Source organism: Acinetobacter sp. ABJ_C4_1, from assembly GCF_044538495.1.
In the GTDB taxonomy this organism is placed as follows: domain Bacteria; phylum Pseudomonadota; class Gammaproteobacteria; order Pseudomonadales; family Moraxellaceae; genus Acinetobacter; species Acinetobacter nosocomialis_A.
Genome location: NZ_JBIUCQ010000013.1, coordinates 66,693 through 86,303, shown reverse-complemented (window position 1 = coordinate 86,303; position 19,611 = coordinate 66,693). Strand labels below are relative to the sequence as shown.

At 40.6% G+C, this 19,611-nt stretch carries 23 protein-coding genes; 8 read left to right on the top strand and 15 right to left on the bottom strand.

The window, feature by feature from the left end; all coding sequences use genetic code 11:
• The first annotated feature begins 19 nt into the window (after nt 1–19).
• On the top strand, nt 20–922 hold the full coding sequence (locus tag ACIF8R_RS14745) for a LysR substrate-binding domain-containing protein (protein WP_396481577.1): 903 nt from the start codon (nt 20–22) through the stop codon (nt 920–922).
• On the opposite strand, the gene ACIF8R_RS14740 is transcribed toward ACIF8R_RS14745, so the two are convergent.
• Nucleotides 906–1,280, bottom strand: a complete 375-nt coding sequence (locus tag ACIF8R_RS14740) for a hypothetical protein (RefSeq protein ID WP_396481575.1) — start codon at nt 1,278–1,280, stop codon at nt 906–908. The genes ACIF8R_RS14745 and ACIF8R_RS14740 overlap by 17 nt on opposite strands.
• A 90-nt stretch (nt 1,281–1,370) precedes the next feature.
• Here ACIF8R_RS14740 and ACIF8R_RS14735 point away from each other — a divergent pair, with 90 nt between their 5' ends.
• The gene (locus tag ACIF8R_RS14735) at nt 1,371–2,795 is read left to right on the top strand and encodes a PLP-dependent aminotransferase family protein (RefSeq protein WP_396481573.1); all 1,425 of its coding nucleotides are present in this window, start codon (nt 1,371–1,373) and stop codon (nt 2,793–2,795) included.
• A 2-nt stretch (nt 2,796–2,797) separates the two neighbouring features.
• On the opposite strand, the gene ACIF8R_RS14730 is transcribed toward ACIF8R_RS14735, so the two are convergent.
• The 8 genes from ACIF8R_RS14730 to ACIF8R_RS14695 form a co-directional block, all read right to left on the bottom strand.
• Nucleotides 2,798–3,826: an NAD(P)-dependent alcohol dehydrogenase gene (locus ACIF8R_RS14730; protein ID WP_396481571.1), complete on the bottom strand. Its 1,029-nt coding sequence runs from the start codon at nt 3,824–3,826 to the stop codon at nt 2,798–2,800.
• 38 nt (nt 3,827–3,864) lie between these two features.
• Nucleotides 3,865–4,425: a DNA-3-methyladenine glycosylase I gene (locus ACIF8R_RS14725; RefSeq protein ID WP_005300378.1), complete on the bottom strand. Its 561-nt coding sequence runs from the start codon at nt 4,423–4,425 to the stop codon at nt 3,865–3,867.
• 30 nt (nt 4,426–4,455) lie between these two features.
• Nucleotides 4,456–4,701, bottom strand: a complete 246-nt coding sequence (locus tag ACIF8R_RS14720; protein WP_001287364.1) for a hypothetical protein — start codon at nt 4,699–4,701, stop codon at nt 4,456–4,458.
• Nucleotides 4,702–4,710: 9 nt separating this feature from the next.
• A complete protein-coding gene (locus tag ACIF8R_RS14715) occupies nt 4,711–5,247 on the bottom strand; it encodes a M23 family metallopeptidase (RefSeq protein WP_396481569.1) in 537 nt (178 codons plus the stop codon).
• A 47-nt stretch (nt 5,248–5,294) separates the two neighbouring features.
• Nucleotides 5,295–6,329, bottom strand: a complete 1,035-nt coding sequence (gene mutY / locus ACIF8R_RS14710) for an A/G-specific adenine glycosylase (RefSeq protein ID WP_396481567.1) — start codon at nt 6,327–6,329, stop codon at nt 5,295–5,297.
• Nucleotides 6,330–6,468: 139 nt separating this feature from the next.
• A complete protein-coding gene (locus tag ACIF8R_RS14705) occupies nt 6,469–6,831 on the bottom strand; it encodes an HIT family protein (protein WP_396481565.1) in 363 nt (120 codons plus the stop codon).
• 187 nt (nt 6,832–7,018) lie between these two features.
• Nucleotides 7,019–7,756 (bottom strand): dienelactone hydrolase family protein, encoded by a 738-nt coding sequence (locus tag ACIF8R_RS14700; protein ID WP_311087302.1) that lies wholly within the window; start codon nt 7,754–7,756, stop codon nt 7,019–7,021.
• A gap of 170 nt (nt 7,757–7,926) precedes the next feature.
• Nucleotides 7,927–8,085, bottom strand: coding sequence for a DUF1328 domain-containing protein (locus tag ACIF8R_RS14695; RefSeq protein WP_000490267.1), 159 nt, complete (start codon nt 8,083–8,085; stop codon nt 7,927–7,929).
• 194 nt (nt 8,086–8,279) lie between these two features.
• On the opposite strand from ACIF8R_RS14695, the gene ACIF8R_RS14690 reads away from it, so the two are divergent.
• The 3 genes from ACIF8R_RS14690 (at nt 8,280) to ACIF8R_RS14680 (ending at nt 11,390) form a co-directional block, all read left to right on the top strand.
• A complete protein-coding gene (locus ACIF8R_RS14690) occupies nt 8,280–8,738 on the top strand; it encodes a YcgN family cysteine cluster protein (protein WP_263614890.1) in 459 nt (152 codons plus the stop codon).
• Nucleotides 8,739–8,849: 111 nt separating this feature from the next.
• A complete protein-coding gene (locus ACIF8R_RS14685) occupies nt 8,850–10,019 on the top strand; it encodes a PQQ-dependent sugar dehydrogenase (RefSeq protein ID WP_396481611.1) in 1,170 nt (389 codons plus the stop codon).
• A 105-nt stretch (nt 10,020–10,124) separates the two neighbouring features.
• The gene (locus tag ACIF8R_RS14680) at nt 10,125–11,390 is read left to right on the top strand and encodes a replication-associated recombination protein A (protein WP_396481563.1); all 1,266 of its coding nucleotides are present in this window, start codon (nt 10,125–10,127) and stop codon (nt 11,388–11,390) included.
• Nucleotides 11,391–11,406: 16 nt separating this feature from the next.
• On the opposite strand, the gene ACIF8R_RS14675 is transcribed toward ACIF8R_RS14680, so the two are convergent.
• The 5 genes from ACIF8R_RS14675 to dapA form a co-directional block, all read right to left on the bottom strand.
• Nucleotides 11,407–12,243, bottom strand: coding sequence for a formate/nitrite transporter family protein (locus ACIF8R_RS14675; RefSeq protein WP_209045348.1), 837 nt, complete (start codon nt 12,241–12,243; stop codon nt 11,407–11,409).
• Nucleotides 12,244–12,555: 312 nt separating this feature from the next.
• Nucleotides 12,556–12,759 carry a hypothetical protein gene (locus tag ACIF8R_RS14670; RefSeq protein WP_263614885.1) on the bottom strand — a complete coding sequence of 68 codons (204 nt, stop codon included), beginning with the start codon at nt 12,757–12,759 and terminating at the stop codon, nt 12,556–12,558.
• Nucleotides 12,760–12,950: 191 nt separating this feature from the next.
• Nucleotides 12,951–13,670 carry a phosphoribosylaminoimidazolesuccinocarboxamide synthase gene (gene purC, locus ACIF8R_RS14665; protein ID WP_108679651.1) on the bottom strand — a complete coding sequence of 240 codons (720 nt, stop codon included), beginning with the start codon at nt 13,668–13,670 and terminating at the stop codon, nt 12,951–12,953.
• Between the two features lie 36 nt (nt 13,671–13,706).
• Entirely contained in the window at nt 13,707–14,306 is a 600-nt protein-coding gene (locus ACIF8R_RS14660; protein WP_209045401.1) for a lipoprotein-34 precursor (NlpB), read from the bottom strand.
• Between the two features lie 15 nt (nt 14,307–14,321).
• Nucleotides 14,322–15,215, bottom strand: coding sequence for a 4-hydroxy-tetrahydrodipicolinate synthase (dapA, locus tag ACIF8R_RS14655; protein ID WP_006581543.1), 894 nt, complete (start codon nt 15,213–15,215; stop codon nt 14,322–14,324).
• A gap of 329 nt (nt 15,216–15,544) precedes the next feature.
• On the opposite strand from dapA, the gene pncA reads away from it, so the two are divergent.
• The 3 genes from pncA (at nt 15,545) to ACIF8R_RS14640 (ending at nt 18,705) form a co-directional block, all read left to right on the top strand.
• Nucleotides 15,545–16,189 (top strand): bifunctional nicotinamidase/pyrazinamidase, encoded by a 645-nt coding sequence (pncA, locus tag ACIF8R_RS14650; RefSeq protein WP_396481561.1) that lies wholly within the window; start codon nt 15,545–15,547, stop codon nt 16,187–16,189.
• A gap of 54 nt (nt 16,190–16,243) precedes the next feature.
• Nucleotides 16,244–17,182 carry a bile acid:sodium symporter family protein gene (locus tag ACIF8R_RS14645; RefSeq protein WP_039253998.1) on the top strand — a complete coding sequence of 313 codons (939 nt, stop codon included), beginning with the start codon at nt 16,244–16,246 and terminating at the stop codon, nt 17,180–17,182.
• Nucleotides 17,183–17,361: 179 nt separating this feature from the next.
• The gene (locus tag ACIF8R_RS14640; protein ID WP_396481558.1) at nt 17,362–18,705 is read left to right on the top strand and encodes an MATE family efflux transporter; all 1,344 of its coding nucleotides are present in this window, start codon (nt 17,362–17,364) and stop codon (nt 18,703–18,705) included.
• Nucleotides 18,706–18,720: 15 nt separating this feature from the next.
• Here ACIF8R_RS14640 and ACIF8R_RS14635 read toward each other — a convergent pair whose 3' ends face one another.
• Entirely contained in the window at nt 18,721–19,191 is a 471-nt protein-coding gene (locus ACIF8R_RS14635; protein ID WP_396481556.1) for a DUF523 domain-containing protein, read from the bottom strand.
• Nucleotides 19,192–19,611: the final 420 nt, after the last annotated feature.

Genomic DNA, 19,611 nt, shown 5'->3' with positions numbered 1-19,611 from the left:
GTCAATAATGGAATAAGACATGAAATCAACTATTGAAGAGCTGGTAGCGTTTATTGCAATCGTTGATACAGGTTCTTTTGTTGCGGCGGCAGATCACCTCAAACAAACACCTTCAGGGGTAAGCCGCTCATTAACACGCTTGGAAGCTAAGTTAGATGTGACTTTGTTAGAGCGAACGACACGTAAGTTGAAACTCACTCAAGAAGGGCAGCAGTTTCTGGTAAAGGCTCGTAAAATATTAAATGAACTGAATGCTGCCGAAGAAGAATTACAAAAATCGGATCAAGATACTTCGGGTCTTATACGAATCGATTCGGCAACACCTTTTGTTTTACATGTGGTTGCTCCTTTAATGCACGCGTTTCGCAAGCGATATCCTCATATTGAAATTGAATTAAATAGCAATGATCAGGTGATTGATCTATTGCAGCATAAAACTGATGTTGCATTTCGATTTGGTGAGCTCAATGACTCTAGTATGCGTGCCAAATTGGTATGTAAAAGTCGTTTGTATATGGTTGCTAGCCCTGAATATTTAAACCGAGCAGGTTATCCTCAGCAACCACAAGAATTAAACGAACATGAACTGATAGGCTTCACCAAACCTGCCCACTTAAATACGTGGCCCCTAAAAATTGGGACTGACTACTTTGTAGCTCAACCTCATATTAAAGCTTCAAATGGGGAAACCGTCCGCCAGCTTGCATTACGTGGACATGGTATTACTTGTTTATCAGAGTTTATGGTTTGGAAAGATTTAGAAGAAGGTCGTTTAGTTGCTTTATTTGAAGACCAGATAGAACTACAGCTTCAAAGCATCCATGCTGTGTATTATCAACAAGAACATCTACCAAAACGAATCCGTTTATTCATTGAGTTTTTGGCAGAGCAATTACAAGATGGTTTTAAAACCTGTCTCTAAACTTACCATAAGCATCACTTGGAAAATGAACTTCTAAAATTGGAGTCGTTTGTCCTTGTGATGAATGTTGAGATAAGAAATAGCTTTGTTGTTGTTCTCGGCAGCTAAAATACAAATTCGAATAAACCGAGTTCACCATGACAACTTCGTTTGAGTTATTACGTTTATATTTATAATGAGAAATCGTATAGGTCTCATCATCAGTGCGCTGTTCTAATTTATAATCCTGTTGGTTGGTCATTTTTAAATAACCTTCTATGAGGCTTTGGCAAATCGTGTGTCTGTGCTGCTCATTTTTGGGCTGTGGTTGGCAACCCGCTAAAACAATAGTAAATAACAATATAACTTTTAATTTCATGGCTTTACTACTCTTTGAGTTGATTTCTATAGCCTAAAGGTGTTCTATAAACCAGTACAGATACAGAAATTTTTAAAAAAGCAGCACAGAATGACTTTTCAATATCAGGTTCTTGCCAATCAATTAGCACATCGTATTTATCAAGATGAACTTAAACCTCATCAGAAGCTTATTTCTTTACGAGATTTCGCTCGTCAGCACAGCATTAGCTTAAGTACGGCAAAAAGTTGCTATGAATTGCTTGAGGCGAGGGGACTCATTTATGTAAAGCCGAAGTCGGGTTATTTTGTAGTTGCTCGTACCCAATCTAGTCCTATTCCAGATAGCCCAGATTTTTTATCTTTGCCTCGACATGTTTCCAATCTGGAGTTGCATAACCAAATTCAGGAAGCTGCTTTACAAAGTCATCTTGTACCGTTGGGTTCGATCCAGTTAACGCCGCACTTTATTCCGGTAGAGGGTTTACGTCGTTCTATTCAACGCGCTTTAAAAAATTGTCAGCCTCAAGATTTTCTCTATTGTAATAAACAAGGACATGAGCAATTAAGAAAAGCACTTTCTGATCATTGGCGTGAAGATGGCATTTATATCGCGCCTGAAGATATTTTTATTACCAATGGCTGTATGCCTGCTTTGTCTTTAGTGATTCAGAAGCTTACTGAAGTGGGCGATAGTATTCTTATTCCTACGCCTACCTATAATGGTCATTTACAGTTATTAGCAAGTTTAAAACGACAGATTGTTGAGATTCCTGCCGATCATCGTGGCATTGATCTTGAGCGTTTAGAGTCCTTAATGCAGCAAGGTTTGGCTAAGGTTTATTTAATGACTGCGAACTACCAGAACCCTTTAGGATATTGTTTTAGCAATGCAGAGAAAAAGAAGATTGCTGAATTAGCCGCAAAGTATCAGTGTTTTATTATTGAAGACGATATTTTTGGTGAATGTGGCTACAGTAATGAGCGACCACTACCTATTCGATATTGGGACCGCGAAGGTTATGTGATTTGGTGTGGTTCAGTTTCTAAGTCTTTGTCGAGTGCGTATCGGGTAGGGTGGTTTTGTTTAACTACAAAGTTAGAAAATTTAAAGCTTGAGCTGCTAGTAAGTAATATAGGGGTGAATACGCCTTTACAGTTAGGTTTAGCTGATTTTATTTATAGTCGTGCTTACAGAGAGCATTTAGAGCAGTTAAGACCAAATTTAATGCGGCAAGTCGAGGAGTATCGTAGTTGTATTTTAAATGCCTTTGAAGGCATTCCAATCGCATTGAGTCAGCCCGAAGGTGGCTATGCATTATGGATACAGTTACCTAAAAGTGTAGATAGCTTGGCGCTGTATTACACTGCACAAGCTCAGGGAATTACCGTAGTACCAGGCCATGTTTTTGGTGAGGATGAACGCTATAGGCACTTTATTCGTTTAAATGCAGGTCATGAGTTAACAGCAGATGTCCGCCAAGCGATTAAAGACTTGGCGAACTGGTCACGACAGCAGATGAAAGTCGTGAGTTAGTTTTATTCTGCGAAGTCTGCTTTAAGCACAATACGATAGCGTGCTTGACCTGAATGTAGACGCTCAATTGCTTCATTAAGCTGTGACATTGGAAATAGCTCAATTTGAGGTGCAATTTTTTTGCGTGCAGCAAACTTTAAAAGCTGACGTAGTGCAGCAGGTGAGCCTGTAGGTGAACCAGTCACTGACTTAGCACCACCAATAAGAGAGCCAACAGAAACAGGAACAGGCTCAAGCGTAAGGCCTAAGAAATGTAAGGTTCCGTTTGGTGCCAGTGTTGCAATAAAAGCAGACCAATTTAGAGTCACATTCACGGTACTTAGCAATAAATCGAATTTCCCTTTTTGTGCTGTTACTGCATCGGTATCGCGGCTATTTACGACATGGTCAGCCCCCATTGCTTTAAGTTCCTCTGTTTTATCAGGGTTGGAACTAAATGCAGTGATCTCACAGCCCCAAGCTTTGAGTAGCTTAATGGCTATATGACCTAAGCCACCAATACCGATCACACCGACATGATGTGTTGCTTGAATTTTATGTTTGAGTAGTGGGTCAAAAACGGTAATTCCGCCACAAAGTAAAGGACCAGCACTTTCAGCGTCTAAATCTTCAGGGAGGGGAATAGCCCATTGCCAACCTGCACGGACTTTATCGGCAAAACCACCAGCATGCCCGACGATTGTTGCAACACTTCCGCCTGTACAAAGTACTTGCTGACCACCAATACATTCATCACAGGCTTGGCAACTTTCAGCAGTCCAGCCAATGCCGACACGTTGCCCGATTTGTAGACCTTTGGCTTCTGAACCCAAAGCAACAATTCGTCCAATAATTTCATGACCCGCAACCACAGGGTAGACAGTCGAGCGCCATTCATTGTTCAGAACTGAAATATCAGAATGACATAAACCACAGTATTCAACTTTTACCTCAACCTGATGCGGTTGTAATTCACCTGCATCAAATTGGTAGGGAACCAGTTTCTCACCTGCTTGCATTGCGGCATAAGCCTGAATCGTATTATTGCTCATCGGAAACTCCTTAAGCGGATTTGAACCGTTCGAGTGGGTTATGAAGCTTTAAATTGACAATCGTTTTCATGATCATCGACCATGCCTACTGCTTGCATAAAAGCATAGCAAGTGGTTGGACCGACAAATTTGAAGCCATTCTTTTTAAGAGTCTTGGAAAGTTTTACGCTGAGTTCAGTTTGTGCAGGAGCCTTACGATAATCTACAACATCATTGTGTTGTGGAGCTGCATCTACAAACTGCCAAAGCCATTTAGGAACATCACCGACTTGTGCTTTGAGCGCTTGCCAAGCAATTGCATTATCACGAATAGCTTTGAGTTTGCCTAAGTGACGAATTAAGCCTGCATCGGATAATTTTAGTTCTAAAAAATCATCTGTGAATGAGGCAATTTCTGCAATCGGATGATTAAAAAAATGCTGACGGTAGCTTTCTCTTTTTTTCAGTACGGTAATCCAAGATAAACCAGCTTGCTGGCCTTCAAGGCAAAGCATTTCAAATAAACGTGCTTCGTCATGTTCCGGTTTGCCCCATTCTTCATCATGGTAGGCAATATAGAGTGGATCGTCGGAACACCATCCGCAACGTTGAGTTTTCATGATAATGCTCCTTATATTTATCTTAGAATTTTAAAGTTTAAACAGTACCCATTCATTTGGGCGAGTATCCCAATAATACAGTTCAGCTTGAGTTAAGTCTTCAAACTTTAGCCAAAAGTCTTTGCCAACTTTATCTGAAAAACCGGTACTGATTAGCAGGGCATCATCACTGATTTCCATGATCCAGCCTTGATAGCTATTGCCATTTAAAATGATCTTTTGCTGGTTGCCAGACTCGGCAAACTCTACTAAGCGATTGATCAGCGCTTCCGACATAAAATGTTCCTAGCGTAAATATGAATAAGGATTAACAGCACCACGTCCTTTACCATTTAGGTAAAGACCATAGTGGAGATGAGGTGAAGTATAACGTGCATTGCCCGTATTGCCGACATAGCCAATTAGATCGCCCTTTTTGACATAGTCACCAACACTTAAGCCACGTTTGTGACCATCAAGATGAGCATAATAATGCCATGTTCCTGCTGGGCCTAAAATCCAGATGACTTTGCCACCCAAGTTATTATTACGAAGATCGGCAACTAGTCCTTCGGTTGTGCTATACACTTTGGTTCCACGTGGAGCCAAAATATCAATTCCTTCGTGACTACGACCTTGACTGCGTGCCGCACCCCACGTGTCTTTTAGTTCGTCTCGATCGACACCTTTTACCGGAACCGGGAGTCGATTTGGAAGCTGCATACTCTCGAGCTTACTAATTTGAGCGGGCGACAGTGGTGTAGGTTTTTTAGGTGCGCTGGCACAGGCAGCCAATAGAATAATAAGAAAGCCAAGTGAGAAATGAGAAACAAAACGTCGCACGAAATACTCCCTGTCATAGTTATATCAAAATTATTTTGACCACTATGTCATGAACGGCTTGTCGAGATCAATTTTTTCATAGCAGTTGGTACACCTTTGGCAATGGCCTGTTCCGGACTCAGCCATTGGCCTTCAAGTTCAATCGCCAGATGTTCTTTTTGATCAGGTTCCACGTGGAACACATGAGCATTAAGTAACCATGTAAAGTGAGTGAAGCTATGGCTGATCTGAAAAGTTTGTGCCTGAGGCTGTAGTTTAAATTGCTGGCTTATGTTCAGTCGTTCATGTTCATTTTCTAAAATAGGTAAACAGAATAAACCACCCCATAGGCCATGAGCTGGGCGTTGTTGCCAGAACCACTCATCTTCACACTGAATAATAAGAACATCTGCTGTTTTAACAGGGGGTGTTTTTTTCGGCTTTTTAAAAGGTAATTCTTGTTCTAAACCTTGCTGGTAAGCCTGACAATGAGCTTGCATTGGGCAGTATAAACAAAGAGGCTTTTTAGGCGTACAGATGGTTGCACCCAAGTCCATAATTGCTTGTGTGTAGTCATGGTTGCGATGTGTAGGGCAAAGCTCTTCAGCGAGTTTCCACATTTCACGTTCGTGTTGTGGCTTACTTAAGTCATCTTCAATGGCAAAGAAGCGAGCTAAAACGCGTTTCACGTTGCCATCCATAATGACGCCGTACTGACGTAAACCCAAAGACATGAGCGCGCCGGCGGTCGAGCGACCAATGCCGGGTAGTGCAATCCATTCTTCTAGGGTTTCAGGAAACCTACCTTGCTGTGCTACAAGACCAGCGGCTTTATGCAAATTGCGGGCACGAGCGTAATAGCCAAGACCTGCCCAATAAGGGGCGACTTCATCCCAAGTTGCATGACCTAAAGCGTCTACCGTTGGAAAGCGCTCCATAAAGCGGTCAAAATATTGCAGAACTGTTTTTACCTGACTCTGCTGTAGCATAATTTCAGAAACCCAAACTTTGTATGGGTCATCTGCGACTTGCCATGGCAAATCATGACGACCATGTTGATCGAACCAGTTTAAGAGGGCATCAGAAAAAGAAAATTCAGGCATGAACAGCTATAGAAGAAAAGTAAGGGCTAAATTATAGCTGAAATTGGGGAGAAGTTTTGTTTAAAGCAAGCAATCAGAACGAGCCTGTTCAAACAGAGACTACTTTAAAACGAGTAGTCTCTGTCCAGCATAAAAAGGATTAATCCGCTTTTACGCCCCAACGTTGATCAAGTTTCAACGGTTGGTTTTTATAGTAAGGAATGACATGAATGTGGAAGTGGTCGGAAGTCTGGCCAAATACTTCACCATCATTAAAGCCAATATGGAAACCAGCTGGTTGATGACGAAGCTGTGTTTCATGACGGGCAATTTCAAGAAGTGTCAATAAGCTTTCATGCTCTTTCGAGGTAATATCAAAAAACGAGCTTACATGGCGCAGTGGAGTCACTACACAGTGGCCTTTAGACAACGGATTTGGGTCAGGTAAAATTACAGCAAATTCATTCTTATCAATGATGTCATATTCATCAAAATTGCAATACGGACATTTATTGTCAGTCATTGTTGTATCCTCTCATGTTATTCCATTAAACCCCGAGTGCGGGAAATAAGACTAGGCTTTGCTCTAGCTCAACGGGAGTATATTTATTGAAGTATGGTTTAAAAAATACAGGAAAAATATTGCAAAGTCATAAAGATTTAAGGGAGCAAATGCGAAAAAAGAACCATTTGCTCCAAATTTGCTTCTTTTATTTTAAAGTACGTTCTAATAAAGCGTACATTTTAGCAAGGCCTTGTTTTTCCGCTTCGCTGTTGTAGCCAAGGTCGACACCATTCGCTTTAGCTCTTTCATCTGCAAGCGGGTTACTAAAGCCATGTTTAGCATCCTTTAAAACCACTACTTCATGTTTAACCTCAGCAGCTTGCATCTCTTTTTCAAAATTAGCAACATCTTCTAAGGTGACCATGCTGTCTAGTTCACCATGTAGAACTAAAACTTCACCTTGAATGTTGCCTTTTTGAGCAGGAGCCTTAGGTGTTAATGTGCCATGGAATGTCGCAATTGCTTTGAGAGGAGCACCTGAGCGAGCTAGATCGAGTACTACTTTGCCACCATAGCAAAACCCTACCGCTGCAAGTTTTTCACTGTTCACTTCTGGTTGAGCAGCTAAAGTTTGAAGCCCTGCATTAGCGCGGTCAGTCACCGTGTCTAACTCTTCAAATGTCTGCATCATCCATTCGTAAGCTTGAGCCGCAGTCGTAGTCACTTTTTTATCGCCATACATATCGATTGCAAGTGCAGCATAACCGTGTTCAGCAAGTTCACGCGCACGTTGTTCAGTGTATTCGTTACGACCCCACCACTCAGGACCAATAATGACACCAGCTACAGGGCTTTCACTCTCTGGAGCTGCAAAGTAACCAATTAAATGGCTGCCATCTGGTGCAGTATATTGAATTTCACGGGTTTTAATTGCTGTACTCATGACATTAATCCTGAAATTTAACTTGATTTAAATACGCTTGATTAAAGCATAAAAAATAAAAGCCATATGAATAACTATATAAAAATCTACATCAAAAGAAAAACATAGAAACAATCAGCCAATAAAAAAGAAGGAACGAGTTCCTTCTTTTTGATATGGTCATAATTAAATTAGGTTCGGCCTCGCGAAATAAAACCAATAACAGCGAGAATTACAGCGATCACTAATAAAATCACGGCAAAGTCTTTAGATAACCCTGCAACACCACCAAACCCTAATAGACTGGCAATGAGTGCAATCACTGCAAAAATTATTGCCCAACGGAACATATGCTGTCCTCCTTATTTTTCATTGTCTTTTTACTATATAGCGTGTTTTTTGCACGAAATGTGTCGTTTATGTGGTTGAAATGTATATTAAACAATCATTTTGTGATGCCAAAAATACGGCTTATTTTCTTAAGCCCAGTGTAGTTCAATGCTATAATCTCACTTTGCTTTATCTATATAGCTGTTAAAAACTTATGTCTACCGAGACCTCACTTCGTCCAATGTTTTGGAAAAATTACACGCTAGAGCAGCTGACACAGGCTGAGTGGGAAGCTTTGTGTGATGGGTGTGGTTTATGCTGTTTGGTTAAGCTAGAAGATGAAGATACCCATGAGGTGGCTTACACCAAGGTAGCGTGTAAGTTACTCGATTGCAGCACAGGGCGTTGCTCGGATTATTCAAACCGTCAACAGCAAGTACCTGACTGTTTGCAACTGACGCCAGAAAGCTTAAAAACCATTCATTGGTTACCATCAAGCTGTGCCTATAAACGTTTGAACGAAGGCAAGAATTTACCTTCTTGGCACTATTTAAATACGGGTACGAGACAAAGCGTCGTTAAGGCGAAAAAGTCGGTTGCAGGACGTTGTATTCCTGAAACTGATGTACATGAAGATGATTTAGAAGATTATGTAGTGCGTTGGGTGCGTTAATACGCTCCCGATGGGCATTTAAATTACAGCGTATAATAAAGTAACACTTTTATCGTAAATTTTTTAATGATCTCCGTTATATAAAAATAAAAGCAAAAGGAGATAAAAATGATGAGACGACTAGCAGCCCCCTTGTTATGCAGTAGCTTCTTATTATTAATGGCCTGTGGCTCCAATAATACTAATTCAAAAAATCCTGAACAAAATACAACTGCAAAAACAGAGCAAACCAATGCTGCCAAACAAACTTATCAGCTAGAGGCAATTACACATTTTAATGAACCTTGGGCGATTACCAGCTTGCCGGACCAACGGTTACTCGTCACTGAGCGACAAGGCAAATTAAAAATTTTTAATCCCCAAAATAAACAAGTGCTAGACGTTCAGGATGTTCCAGCGGTGAACTATGGCGGACAGGGCGGTTTAGGGGATGTAGCTCTACACCCAGACTTTGCCAAAAATCACTGGATATATCTCAGTTATGCAGCCAAAGGGCAAGGCGGATCTGGGGCAGTGATTTCACGTGCGAAATTAGATTTATCTAATCCTAATCAACCAAAACTTACCGATATAAAGCAAATTTGGCAGCAAGTACCTAAAGTGTCAGGACAGGGCCATTATGGGCATCGTATGCTTTTTGGCGTAGATGGTAAGCTGTGGGTGAGTTCAGGTGAGCGCCAAAAGTTTGACCCTGCCCAAGACATGAAAAGTAACTTGGGTAAAATTCTACGTTTAAATGATGACGGTTCGGCGGTTGTAGATAACCCTTTTTATCAGCAAGGCGGCGTCACTGCGGAAATATGGTCGCTTGGACACCGTAATCCCTTAGGTATGGCTTTTGACCGCCAAGGACAGCTCTGGATAGTTGAGATGGGACCTAAAGGTGGTGATGAGCTTAATATTATTACCAAAGGTGAAAATTATGGTTATCCAATTGTCTCAAATGGCGACCATTATTCAGGTCAACCTATTCCAGACCATAATACTCGTCCTGAATTTAAAGCACCTGAGATAGACTGGACTCCGGTAATCTCACCGTCGAGCTTGATTATTTATCGCGGGCAACAATTTCCTGTATGGCAAAATAAAGCCTTAATTGGCGGGTTATCTTCCGAAGCCATTGTCGTTGTAGATTTAGAGCATAAGCCGGTAAAAGAAGTGCAGAGATTAGAAATGAAGCAACGTATTCGTGGTTTACATGAAGCACAAGACGGTTCAATTTGGGTAATTGAAGACGGTCCGAAAGCCCGTCTATTGAAGCTGAGTAAGAAACTCTCTTAAGGCCTCGAGTTAGCCTGTAAATAAAGGATGTGTCTTATAGATTCAAATTGTAGATTTCTGTGAGACGCAATAGACTATAGTGAAAAGACGATAAAGCTATTTGAGATGTCAGACACCCATATTCCACTTCCTGAACGCCTGCGCCCGAGAGACTTGTCTGAAATTATTGGGCAAGATCATTTGTTAGGTGAACATGCACCTCTACGTCAAATGATTGATCAGGGACATTTGCCTTCTATTATTTTTTGGGGGCCGCCAGGTGTCGGTAAAACGACGATTGCTTTACTTTTGGCTCAAGCGATAGATCGCCCATTTGTAAGCTTATCTGCGCTGAATACGGGTGTAAAAGAATTACGTGAAGTGATTGCAGAAAGTGGTGATTTACTGACACCTGTGGTTTTTATTGATGAAATTCATCGCTTTAATAAATCTCAGCAAGATGCATTATTAGGTGCGGTAGAAAAAGGAAAAATTACCTTAATAGGCGCGACGACTGAAAACCCGTCTTTTGAAGTGAATAGTGCGCTTTTATCACGTTGTCAGGTCTATACCTTAAATAGCTTAGATAGTGATGCAATTCAGACGCTGCTCAACAATGCACTTCAAGCCGATAAATTATTAAAAGAACGTTATATTCATATTGAAGAGTACGATGCTCTTTTGCAGTTTGCGGCAGGTGATGCTCGTAAAGCGCTTAATTTACTGGACTTAATTGCGAGTACTTTTGAGCCTGAAATTGAAAATACCATTACCAATGCTGTGGTGGTAAAAGTCGCTCAGCAAAATATTGCGCGTTATGACAAATCGGGTGAGCAGCATTACGATCTCGTTTCTGCATTTATTAAATCGATTCGTGGTAGTGATCCAGACGCAGCCTTGTACTGGATGGCGCGGATGCTTAAAGGTGGGGAAGATCCGGTTTTTATTGCAAGACGTATGTTGATTGCCGCTTCAGAAGACATTGGAAACTCGAATCCAAATGCATTATTGCTTGCAGGTGAATGTTTCCGTTCTGTACAGGCGGTGGGAATGCCTGAGGCTCGAATTATTTTGGGTCAAACAGCAGTTTATTTAGCGACCAGTGCAAAAAGTAATAGTACTTACCTCGCGATTAATAAGGCCTTGGAACTTGCTGAGAAAACGGCAAATTTACCAGTACCTTTACACTTGAGAAATGCGCCAACCAAGCTGATGAAACAGCAAGGTTATGGAATTAATTATCTCTATCCTCATGACTACCCTGAGCACTTTGTGTTGCAAGACTATTTGCCGCCTGAGTTGAAGGGAACCAAACTCTATGAGTCGGCAAGAAACAAACGTGAAGTCGAAGGTGAGCGCCTCCAGCAACGCCGATGGCAGCAGGAGCAATAATTTTTATTGCTTCTTGTTATTCCAACTCTTCAGTGACCTGACCGTAAATCAGTAGCGTGAACACGCCTGTACCACCAATAATATTGCCAATGGTGGTTGGGATCAGGAAATTAAATAGATATTCGCCAATAGAAGCTTCTCCTTGCCAGACCAGATAGGACATTTCGGTAGAGCCAACGACAACGTGGGTAAAGTCGCCTAGTCCTATCAGATAAGTCATGAAAAAGATGACTAGGAATTTATTGCTAACAGAGGGTAACATCCAGACCAATGCGGCAATTAAAAGTCCCGACATAACCCCTTTAAGCAGGTTCTGGATTGCAGAAAAAGATGCAACATGATGCGCTAGCTCATCTAGTGCTTTATCAATGTCTGGAGTAAAGAGGTCAGTGGTCAAGAAGAATAAACTCGCCAAAGCTGTTCCAATGATATTACATAGAATCACAATCCCCCATAAACGGCCCACGGCTCTTAATTTGTCCAATGTAAAGGGCTTAAATAAGGGCACAACTGTAGTAATGGTATTTTCGGTAAAGAGCTGCATGTGGCCCAAAATGGCAATTAGAAAGCCAATGGTATAACCGAAATTGGTGATTAAATCTGTCCAGATCGCATCAGTTGGGATATAAGAGGCAATAATCGCTTTAAATACAAATGAAAAACTGATGACCAGACCTGCTGCAATGCCTGAAAAGATCAGTGCAGCTGTTGGGCGATCCAGTTCTTCTGCACCATCACGGCGGATAATTTCATAGACCAAACGGGGTGACAGTTTCTCATGTTCTTCTACTGCCATTTTTTCACGCCAGCTTAAGGTTTGCTCGACCTTTTTTTCCTCTATTTCATGATCCATCAGGTTTGCTCCTCACTGAATAAATATTTTCTACTTATTATTTTTATTTATTGTTAAGGCAGCATTCGGGATAAATCCAGTTTATTCCTAACAGCTTTATGTGTCTTTTTATAAATTGAATGATACGGTGGTAAACAAAATAATATGCAAATAAAAGCAATTAACCAGATAGGACGGTTAAATATAAACAGAGATAGAGAGTACTTTGTATAACAAGACTATTTGTTGCCTGAGTTAAAGGCGAGCAAGTTCTATGAATGAGTCCGAAACCAGCAAGAGGTTGGGGCTGCGCGCTTACAGTAAGGTCGATGATTAAAGCAAGGTATATGTTCTCAATGTGCGTATGAGTTTCATATAGTCACCTTGAGAAGCTTCAGAAATGACAGTTTCTACTTCAGCTTCGCTCCAGCCTTGTTTCAAAGCGGAATCGCTAAAATTAGATAAAATCACTAATGGATTTTCACCAAAATGTATCGAGTGATTCATTAATCTCTTTTCAGGCTTAAATAGTTCCATAAAATTCACCATACTTTAAATTTAATTATTGTGATGCAATTAGTGTTTTTTTAGATTTTAGTGCTTTGCTTTTATATTGTGCAAGTCATAATTTAATTAAATATACAAATCTGTCTACTTTTCCTAAATTTTAGGGTTCTGAAAATAAAAAACCGAGCGGAAATGCTCGGTTTTTTAATGAAGCTGGCGAATTAGATGTCAGATAAATCTACACCTAAACGAGAAGCAACTTCTTCATAAGCTTCAACAACACCGCCTAAACCTTGACGGAAACGGTCTTTGTCGAGTTTCTTCTTAGTGTCTTTATCCCATAAACGGCAACCGTCTGGAGAGAATTCATCACCAAGTACGATACGGTCATGGAAAACACCAAATTCAAGTTTGAAGTCCACCAAGATCATGTTGCCTTCAGCAAATAATGCTTTCAATACATCATTTACTTTATAAGTTAACACTTTCATTTGTTCTAACTGTTCAGCAGTCGCCCAACCTAAAGCAATCGCTTGAGATTCGTTAACCATTGGATCGCCTAGGCCATCATCTTTGTAGAACAATTCAAATGTAGGAGGAGTAAGTTCTTTACCTTCTTCAACACCTAAACGACGGCATAAAGAACCCGCTGCGTAGTTACGAATTACGCATTCAACAGGAATCATTTGAAGTTTCTTAACAAGAACTTCAGTTGGAGAAAGCAATTTTTCAAAATGCGTTTCGATACCTGCTTCAGCAAGTTTTTCCATGATGAAGGCGTTAAAACGGTTGTTCACCTTGCCTTTACGATCTAGTTGTTCGATTTTTTCGCCATTGAACGCAGAGGCATCATCACGAAAGACTAAAATCAGATGGTCGGCATTGTCTGTTTCATATACAGATTTTGCTTTACCAGTATAGAGCAAGGTTTGTTTTAACATGAGGGAACCTTTTAAAAAAAAATGCCTAGTAAACGACTAGGCTGGCCAATTTTGGTAAATCTGGTTTAACACTTCCGCAGCAACATCAGGGCTTGCAAAAGTGTTGTCTGGATTAAAGAGAGCAAGGCTATGACTAGAGCCAACACCAGTCAGTTTAAGCACATAAGTTTTGTCATTTACTTTAATCGTCGCTTGATTACTGCCTTGAGCGATGATGTTGTAATTTAACGTGCTTAAGGTTGCTTTGGTGTATTGCCAAATTTCAGCAGTACTTCCATCAATTTTTAACAGTGGGTTTTTATTACCATCTGTCACAAGTTGAGGGCGACTAAGCGCGCTACCTGATTGAGCAGATGTATCTGCTGAATCATCTTTCGTTTGCTCAGGGCGTGGCAATGCAAAACGGTTGCCACGCTTGTTTTCAAACTTCGGCGCGTGATCGATAGCGAGCTGGTCTACTGTTGGTGCAGGATACAAAGGCGTCGCTGGTCGTACAGTTGCATCGGCAGGATACTCAAGCGGGGCGAGTTGCTTTGCTTTTTTATAATCTAAAGAGTGATTATTGAGTGCGAAGCGACCACAGCCAGCTAAACTTAAGGCTGAAACTGCAAGGACTAAACCAAGACGTAATTGCATCATAAATTGCTCTTATTAAATAATTCCCGCATCTTTTAGGGCATTGCGGAGAGGTTCGCGATATTGCTCAGCGAGAGGAGTGAGTGGTAAACGAATACCAGTATCAATCAGTCCCATCTCATGTAGTGCCCATTTCACAGGAATTGGGTTTGATTCGCAAAATAGAATATTGTGTAAATTTGCAATCTTATTGTTAAGCGTCTTCGCTTGTGGCTCATCTTTAGCAATTGCAACCGCACATACTTCGCTCATTGCCTTAGGTGCAATGTTTGCAGTAACCGAGATATTACCGTCTGCGCCAAGAAGCATAAGTTCCCATGCAGTTTCATCGTCACCCGAGTAAACAGCCATCTTGCCGTTTAAAGCATCGATTAAAGCTTTACCACGAGGTACATCACCTGTTGCGTCTTTAATCCCTACAATATTAGGAATTTCTGCTAAACGTACCGCTGTATCGTTTGACAAATCTACGCCAGTACGACCAGGTACGTTATAAAGAATAAGAGGTAATTCAACAGCTTCAGCAACCGCTTTATAGTGTTGGTAAAGGCCTTCTTGGGTTGGTTTGTTATAGTATGGTGTTACAAGTAAAGCTGCATCAGCACCGAGGTCTTTAGCTGCTTTAGTTAATTCGATTGCTTCACGGGTTGAGTTTGCACCAGTACCGGCAATAATTGGAATACGTTTATTGGCTACACGAATAATTTCTTTAATAACCTGTGTGTGCTCTTCCATGCTCAATGTTGAGGCTTCGCCGGTTGTCCCGACGGCTACAATACTGTTTGTACCTTGTTCTATGTGCCACTCAACCAGCTTCTCAAGACTCTTCCAATCTACACCGCCATCTTTCAACATGGGAGTGACAATTGCGACGATTGAGCCTTGAATGGTCTGTGCTTGCTGAGTCATTTTAAAAAATATCCTATTTATCCATCCGAATCTGAGGTAAGAAAAACAAAATGTGGGATGGTTGCAGTATTTTGATTGTCCAGTTCTAACAATAACAGATTGTTGAATGACAATTATGCAAATTATGACTGATCAGACGCATAAGAACAATATGCTTAACTGATAAACCCTATGTAAACTTGAGCAAAACATAGAATGCCAATTTGATCATTTCAAGTAAAAGACAGTAAATATGACAATATGGTGCAATTCTGCGAATCCCTACTTGATACAGTCTTTTTTATGGCAAGATAAAATGCATATTTTTCCCGAATGGGACTTAAGATGGCATGAAAATGAAGAAACAACCACAAAATTCGGCTTTAGTCATAGTTGATGTACAAAATGGTTTTACGCCGGGTGGAAACTTGGCAGTTGTCGACGCCGATACAATTATTCCAACCATTAATCAATTGGCAGGTTGTTTTGAAAATGTCGTTCTGACTCAAGATTGGCATCCAGATAATCATATTTCTTTTGCAGTCAACCATGCTGGCAAGCAGCCATTTGAAACCATTGAACTCGACTATGGATCACAAGTGCTTTGGCCTAAGCATTGTGTACAGGGCACCCAAGATGCCGAATTTCATCCAGATTTAAATATTCCGACAGCTCAACTGATTATTCGAAAAGGCTTTCATGCTCATATTGATAGCTACTCGGCTTTTATGGAAGCAGACCACACCACAATGACTGGTTTAACAGGCTATTTAAAAGAGCGCGGTATTGATACGGTTTATGTGGTTGGTATTGCCACGGACTTTTGTGTTGCATGGACTGCTTTAGATGCAATTCAACTCGGCTTTAAAACTCTAGTGATTGAAGATGCGTGCAAAGGTATTAATCTCAACGGTTCGTTAGAACAGGCATGGCAAACCATGCAGCAACAAGGGGTTATCCGTATTCAATCGACTGACTTGTTAAGTGAATGCTAGAGATAGTGCCCATGATGTTTGGGCTTTAATTGCGATTTGATATGGATGAACAGCATGTCTGCATTATTACGTTTTACTCAATTTGTTCAGAAAACGTTTGCTTTATGGGTCATCGTTTTTGCGGCATTGGCACTATGGCAACCTGAATTTTTTGTCTGGCTTAAAGCTTATATTCCCTGGATCTTGGGCATTATTATGCTCGGCATGGGAATGACCATGACCGTCGATGATTTTAAAGGGGTATTACAAAGCCCTAAAGCGGTGTTGATTGGGGTGGTAGCACAGTTTGTGGTGATGCCTGGTTTGGCATATGTTCTATGTAAATTATTTAATTTACCGCCTGAAATCGCAGTTGGGGTTATTTTGGTGGGGTGTTGCCCAGGTGGAACAGCTTCAAACGTGATTACCTACATGGCCAAGGGTAACGTAGCGTTATCGGTCGCTTGTACATCGGTATCAACACTTTTAGCACCTGTATTAACACCTGCTATTTTCTATTTGCTTGCCAGCCAATGGTTAAAGATAGATGCAGCTTCGATGTTTATTTCGATTTTGCAGGTCGTACTACTGCCTATTGTAGTTGGTCTGATTTTAAGAACATGGCTTAAACGTCAAGTCGAATCCTATATTCAAGTCATGCCATTAGTTTCAGTGATTGCAATTGTAGCGATTGTGGCAGCCATTATTGGTGGCAGTAAAGCAGCTATTTTACAGTCGGGTTTACTCATTTTGGCGGTAGTGATATTACATAATGGATTTGGATATTTATTAGGTTTTGCAGCAGCGCGTTTCTTTAAATTGCCTTATGCGGACAGTAAAGCAATTGCGGTAGAAGTAGGAATGCAAAACTCAGGCTTAGGCGTGGCGCTTGCAGCAGTGCATTTTGCGGCTTCCCCGATTACGGCTGTACCAAGCGCAATTTTCAGCCTTTGGCATAATATTTCTGGGCCTGCGCTTGCGACTTATTGGGCAAGTAAACACAAACAAGAATAACGGTACAAACAACATATATTACAAAAGAAGGCCAAACGAATAGTTTGGCTTTTTTATTTAAAGAATATTTTAGGGGGAAGCTGAATTTAGAACTGGTATGTCTTTTGCTTTGGATTGATGCACTAAAAATAACGTGAATATCAACATAAATCGCAAAGAAAAAAATAAGGCTTTTTTTGATGAACCAGATTTTTAAATTATTTATTCCCATGCTCTCAAGCAATTTAATTCTAGTTTTAAGTGGATTGATTGATCTTGCTTATGTAGGGCATTTTAGCAATGACCATGTCGCCGCATTATCGGTAACCTTATCTTTATATACAGTGATTTATGTCATTGGGATGGGTATTTTGCAAGGTGTGATACTCAAGCTTTCAGAAGCCTATGGTTGCCATGACATACCACGTATTCGTCAGATTTTTATTCAAGGCATTTGGCTGATGTTATGTTCTGCATTGATCAGTATTGGCTTGCTTTACGTATTCCGTGATTTACCAAAACTATTTGGTGCATCTGAACATGTCATTTCAATTACCAAAAACTGTATTTGGGCTTTGGTATTTATTTTACCTGCCCATTTATTGATGCGCTTATTTACAGCTTTGTCTCAGGTCACTGAAAATGCGTATAAGGTTTTATTATCAGATAGCATTTTCTTCATTCTTAAAATTATTTTGTCCTATCTTTTAATTTATGGTGTCGCTTTATTTTCAATTCCGCCACTCGGTGCGATAGGGGCTTTGTTAGCCACTCTCATTGTACGGTGGTTTATGTTGGCTGTTTATTACCTATTTTTCTTGGAGAAAGGATACATCTTTATTGAGCATCCAGAACGTTCGGTTGAAGATAGCCGACAAAGTCTGCGGATGATTTTAAAAATAGGTATCCCGACAGCAATCATGGCGTTGATGGATGTTGTTGCATTTTGTTCGGTTGCTATTCTGATTTTACCTTTTGGGAGTGTGGTGTCAGCAGCCCATCAAATTGTCGCGAGCACTGGCGGCTTCATGTTTATTTTTCCTTCATCCATTGCCTCGGCTTATAGCATTTTGGTATCGAGATCTATGGGCAGTGGCAACATGGAAGAAGCCAACAAAATTGCCAGACAAAGTATATGGGTAATTATGGCAGTGAGTGGCAGTCTGTCCCTGTGTTTATGGTTGGAACGGGACTTAATTGTCACGTTCTATTCAGATGATTTGGCCGTGCAGATTTTGGCTGCATCCTTGTTGTTGATTGTGTGTCTGTCTCACTTTCTAGATGGCTTAATGACGTTATTGACCTCTTTGTTACGCTGTTGGGATGTGTCGATTTTACCGATGCTAATTTTTTTGGTCGTGGTGTTATGCTTCGGATTGGGCGGTGGTTGGTGGATGGCTTATAAAGGGCTGCACTGGGGAAGTCACTCGATTTCTGCAATGGGAATTTATGGTTTCTGGAGTATGGCAGTCATAAGCTATTTAGTTGCTTGTATATTGAGTGCTTTCTGTTTCCGTTTTAGAAAGCAATTAAAAGGGTTTTGATTGAGCAGACAATGGTTAAAGAGGATGTGCTGCTAACCAATCTTCAATTTCGTTTTCAGAAATCACTTTAAAACCATGGCGCTGTAACAGTGCTGTGGTAATCCCAACACCCGTAATCTTCTCGCCTTGAAAAGTACCGTTATAAATTTTTTGACTGCCACAAGATGGGCTATTTTCTTTTAAAACCACACAACTTGCTTTTATTTGCTGTGCAATTTCCAAAGTGCGGTGAGCACCTTTTAAATAGAGCGTTGTCACATCTAAACCAGATGAATCCGTGATTTTTGCCTTGCCATCAAGCACATCTTGCCCCGTACCCCCAACAATTTCTGCAGGTAACCTTGGAGTAGTAAAACCACCTAATAACTCCGGACAAAGTGTATGCGCTTTTTTATTTAAAAATAACTGCTTGAGTGTAGTGTGTAAGCAAGAGCGGCCATCGTAGCGTACAGGCTCCCCAATTAAACAGGCACTGATTAAAAGCATGATTTTTCCGCCCTTAGAACTTTAAAAGCCATGTGAGTGTACCCAATGATTTAAAAATATGAAATCTAAAACAAGCACAAGCAAACAGAGTAATTTGATTAATAAATTACACAATTCATAATTAAATTATGTATTGCATAATTTAATTGTTTTTAGTAGCATCTGTTTTAAGGTAAATGGCCATTGGAGGTCCAACAAGGATGTTGGCCTCCATAAATCTAGGAATAACTTTAGGAAAAGACGATTTTTAAAGGTTTATTGAAAAATCTCAATCGTACTTTTAGATAAGAAAGGACAGTGTGTATGGAAAACAAACACCATATAGAAGGGAAATTAATCATCGGCTTTGCGCTCACTCAATCTTCGTTTTAGTTATTGGTTTTTTTCTCATAGGATGCGTTGGGCTAAGGCATTTTGACG

Bases quoted from the DNA above. Each gene is read 5' to 3' on its own strand.
- ACIF8R_RS14745 (WP_396481577.1), top strand. From the start codon at position 20: ATGAAATCAACTATTGAAGAGCTGGTAGCGTTTATTGCAATCGTTGAT.
- ACIF8R_RS14740 (WP_396481575.1), bottom strand. From the start codon at position 1,280: ATGAAATTAAAAGTTATATTGTTATTTACTATTGTTTTAGCGGGTTGC.
- ACIF8R_RS14735 (WP_396481573.1), top strand. From the start codon at position 1,371: ATGACTTTTCAATATCAGGTTCTTGCCAATCAATTAGCACATCGTATT.
- ACIF8R_RS14730 (WP_396481571.1), bottom strand. From the start codon at position 3,826: ATGAGCAATAATACGATTCAGGCTTATGCCGCAATGCAAGCAGGTGAG.
- ACIF8R_RS14725 (WP_005300378.1), bottom strand. From the start codon at position 4,425: ATGAAAACTCAACGTTGCGGATGGTGTTCCGACGATCCACTCTATATT.
- ACIF8R_RS14720 (WP_001287364.1), bottom strand. From the start codon at position 4,701: ATGTCGGAAGCGCTGATCAATCGCTTAGTAGAGTTTGCCGAGTCTGGC.
- mutY (WP_396481567.1), bottom strand. From the start codon at position 6,329: ATGCCTGAATTTTCTTTTTCTGATGCCCTCTTAAACTGGTTCGATCAA.
- ACIF8R_RS14705 (WP_396481565.1), bottom strand. From the start codon at position 6,831: ATGACTGACAATAAATGTCCGTATTGCAATTTTGATGAATATGACATC.
- ACIF8R_RS14700 (WP_311087302.1), bottom strand. From the start codon at position 7,756: ATGAGTACAGCAATTAAAACCCGTGAAATTCAATATACTGCACCAGAT.
- ACIF8R_RS14695 (WP_000490267.1), bottom strand. From the start codon at position 8,085: ATGTTCCGTTGGGCAATAATTTTTGCAGTGATTGCACTCATTGCCAGT.
- ACIF8R_RS14690 (WP_263614890.1), top strand. From the start codon at position 8,280: ATGTCTACCGAGACCTCACTTCGTCCAATGTTTTGGAAAAATTACACG.
- ACIF8R_RS14685 (WP_396481611.1), top strand. From the start codon at position 8,850: ATGAGACGACTAGCAGCCCCCTTGTTATGCAGTAGCTTCTTATTATTA.
- ACIF8R_RS14680 (WP_396481563.1), top strand. From the start codon at position 10,125: ATGTCAGACACCCATATTCCACTTCCTGAACGCCTGCGCCCGAGAGAC.
- ACIF8R_RS14675 (WP_209045348.1), bottom strand. From the start codon at position 12,243: ATGGATCATGAAATAGAGGAAAAAAAGGTCGAGCAAACCTTAAGCTGG.
- ACIF8R_RS14670 (WP_263614885.1), bottom strand. From the start codon at position 12,759: ATGGAACTATTTAAGCCTGAAAAGAGATTAATGAATCACTCGATACAT.
- purC (WP_108679651.1), bottom strand. From the start codon at position 13,670: ATGTTAAAACAAACCTTGCTCTATACTGGTAAAGCAAAATCTGTATAT.
- ACIF8R_RS14660 (WP_209045401.1), bottom strand. From the start codon at position 14,306: ATGCAATTACGTCTTGGTTTAGTCCTTGCAGTTTCAGCCTTAAGTTTA.
- dapA (WP_006581543.1), bottom strand. From the start codon at position 15,215: ATGACTCAGCAAGCACAGACCATTCAAGGCTCAATCGTCGCAATTGTC.
- pncA (WP_396481561.1), top strand. From the start codon at position 15,545: ATGAAAATGAAGAAACAACCACAAAATTCGGCTTTAGTCATAGTTGAT.
- ACIF8R_RS14645 (WP_039253998.1), top strand. From the start codon at position 16,244: ATGTCTGCATTATTACGTTTTACTCAATTTGTTCAGAAAACGTTTGCT.
- ACIF8R_RS14640 (WP_396481558.1), top strand. From the start codon at position 17,362: ATGAACCAGATTTTTAAATTATTTATTCCCATGCTCTCAAGCAATTTA.
- ACIF8R_RS14635 (WP_396481556.1), bottom strand. From the start codon at position 19,191: ATGCTTTTAATCAGTGCCTGTTTAATTGGGGAGCCTGTACGCTACGAT.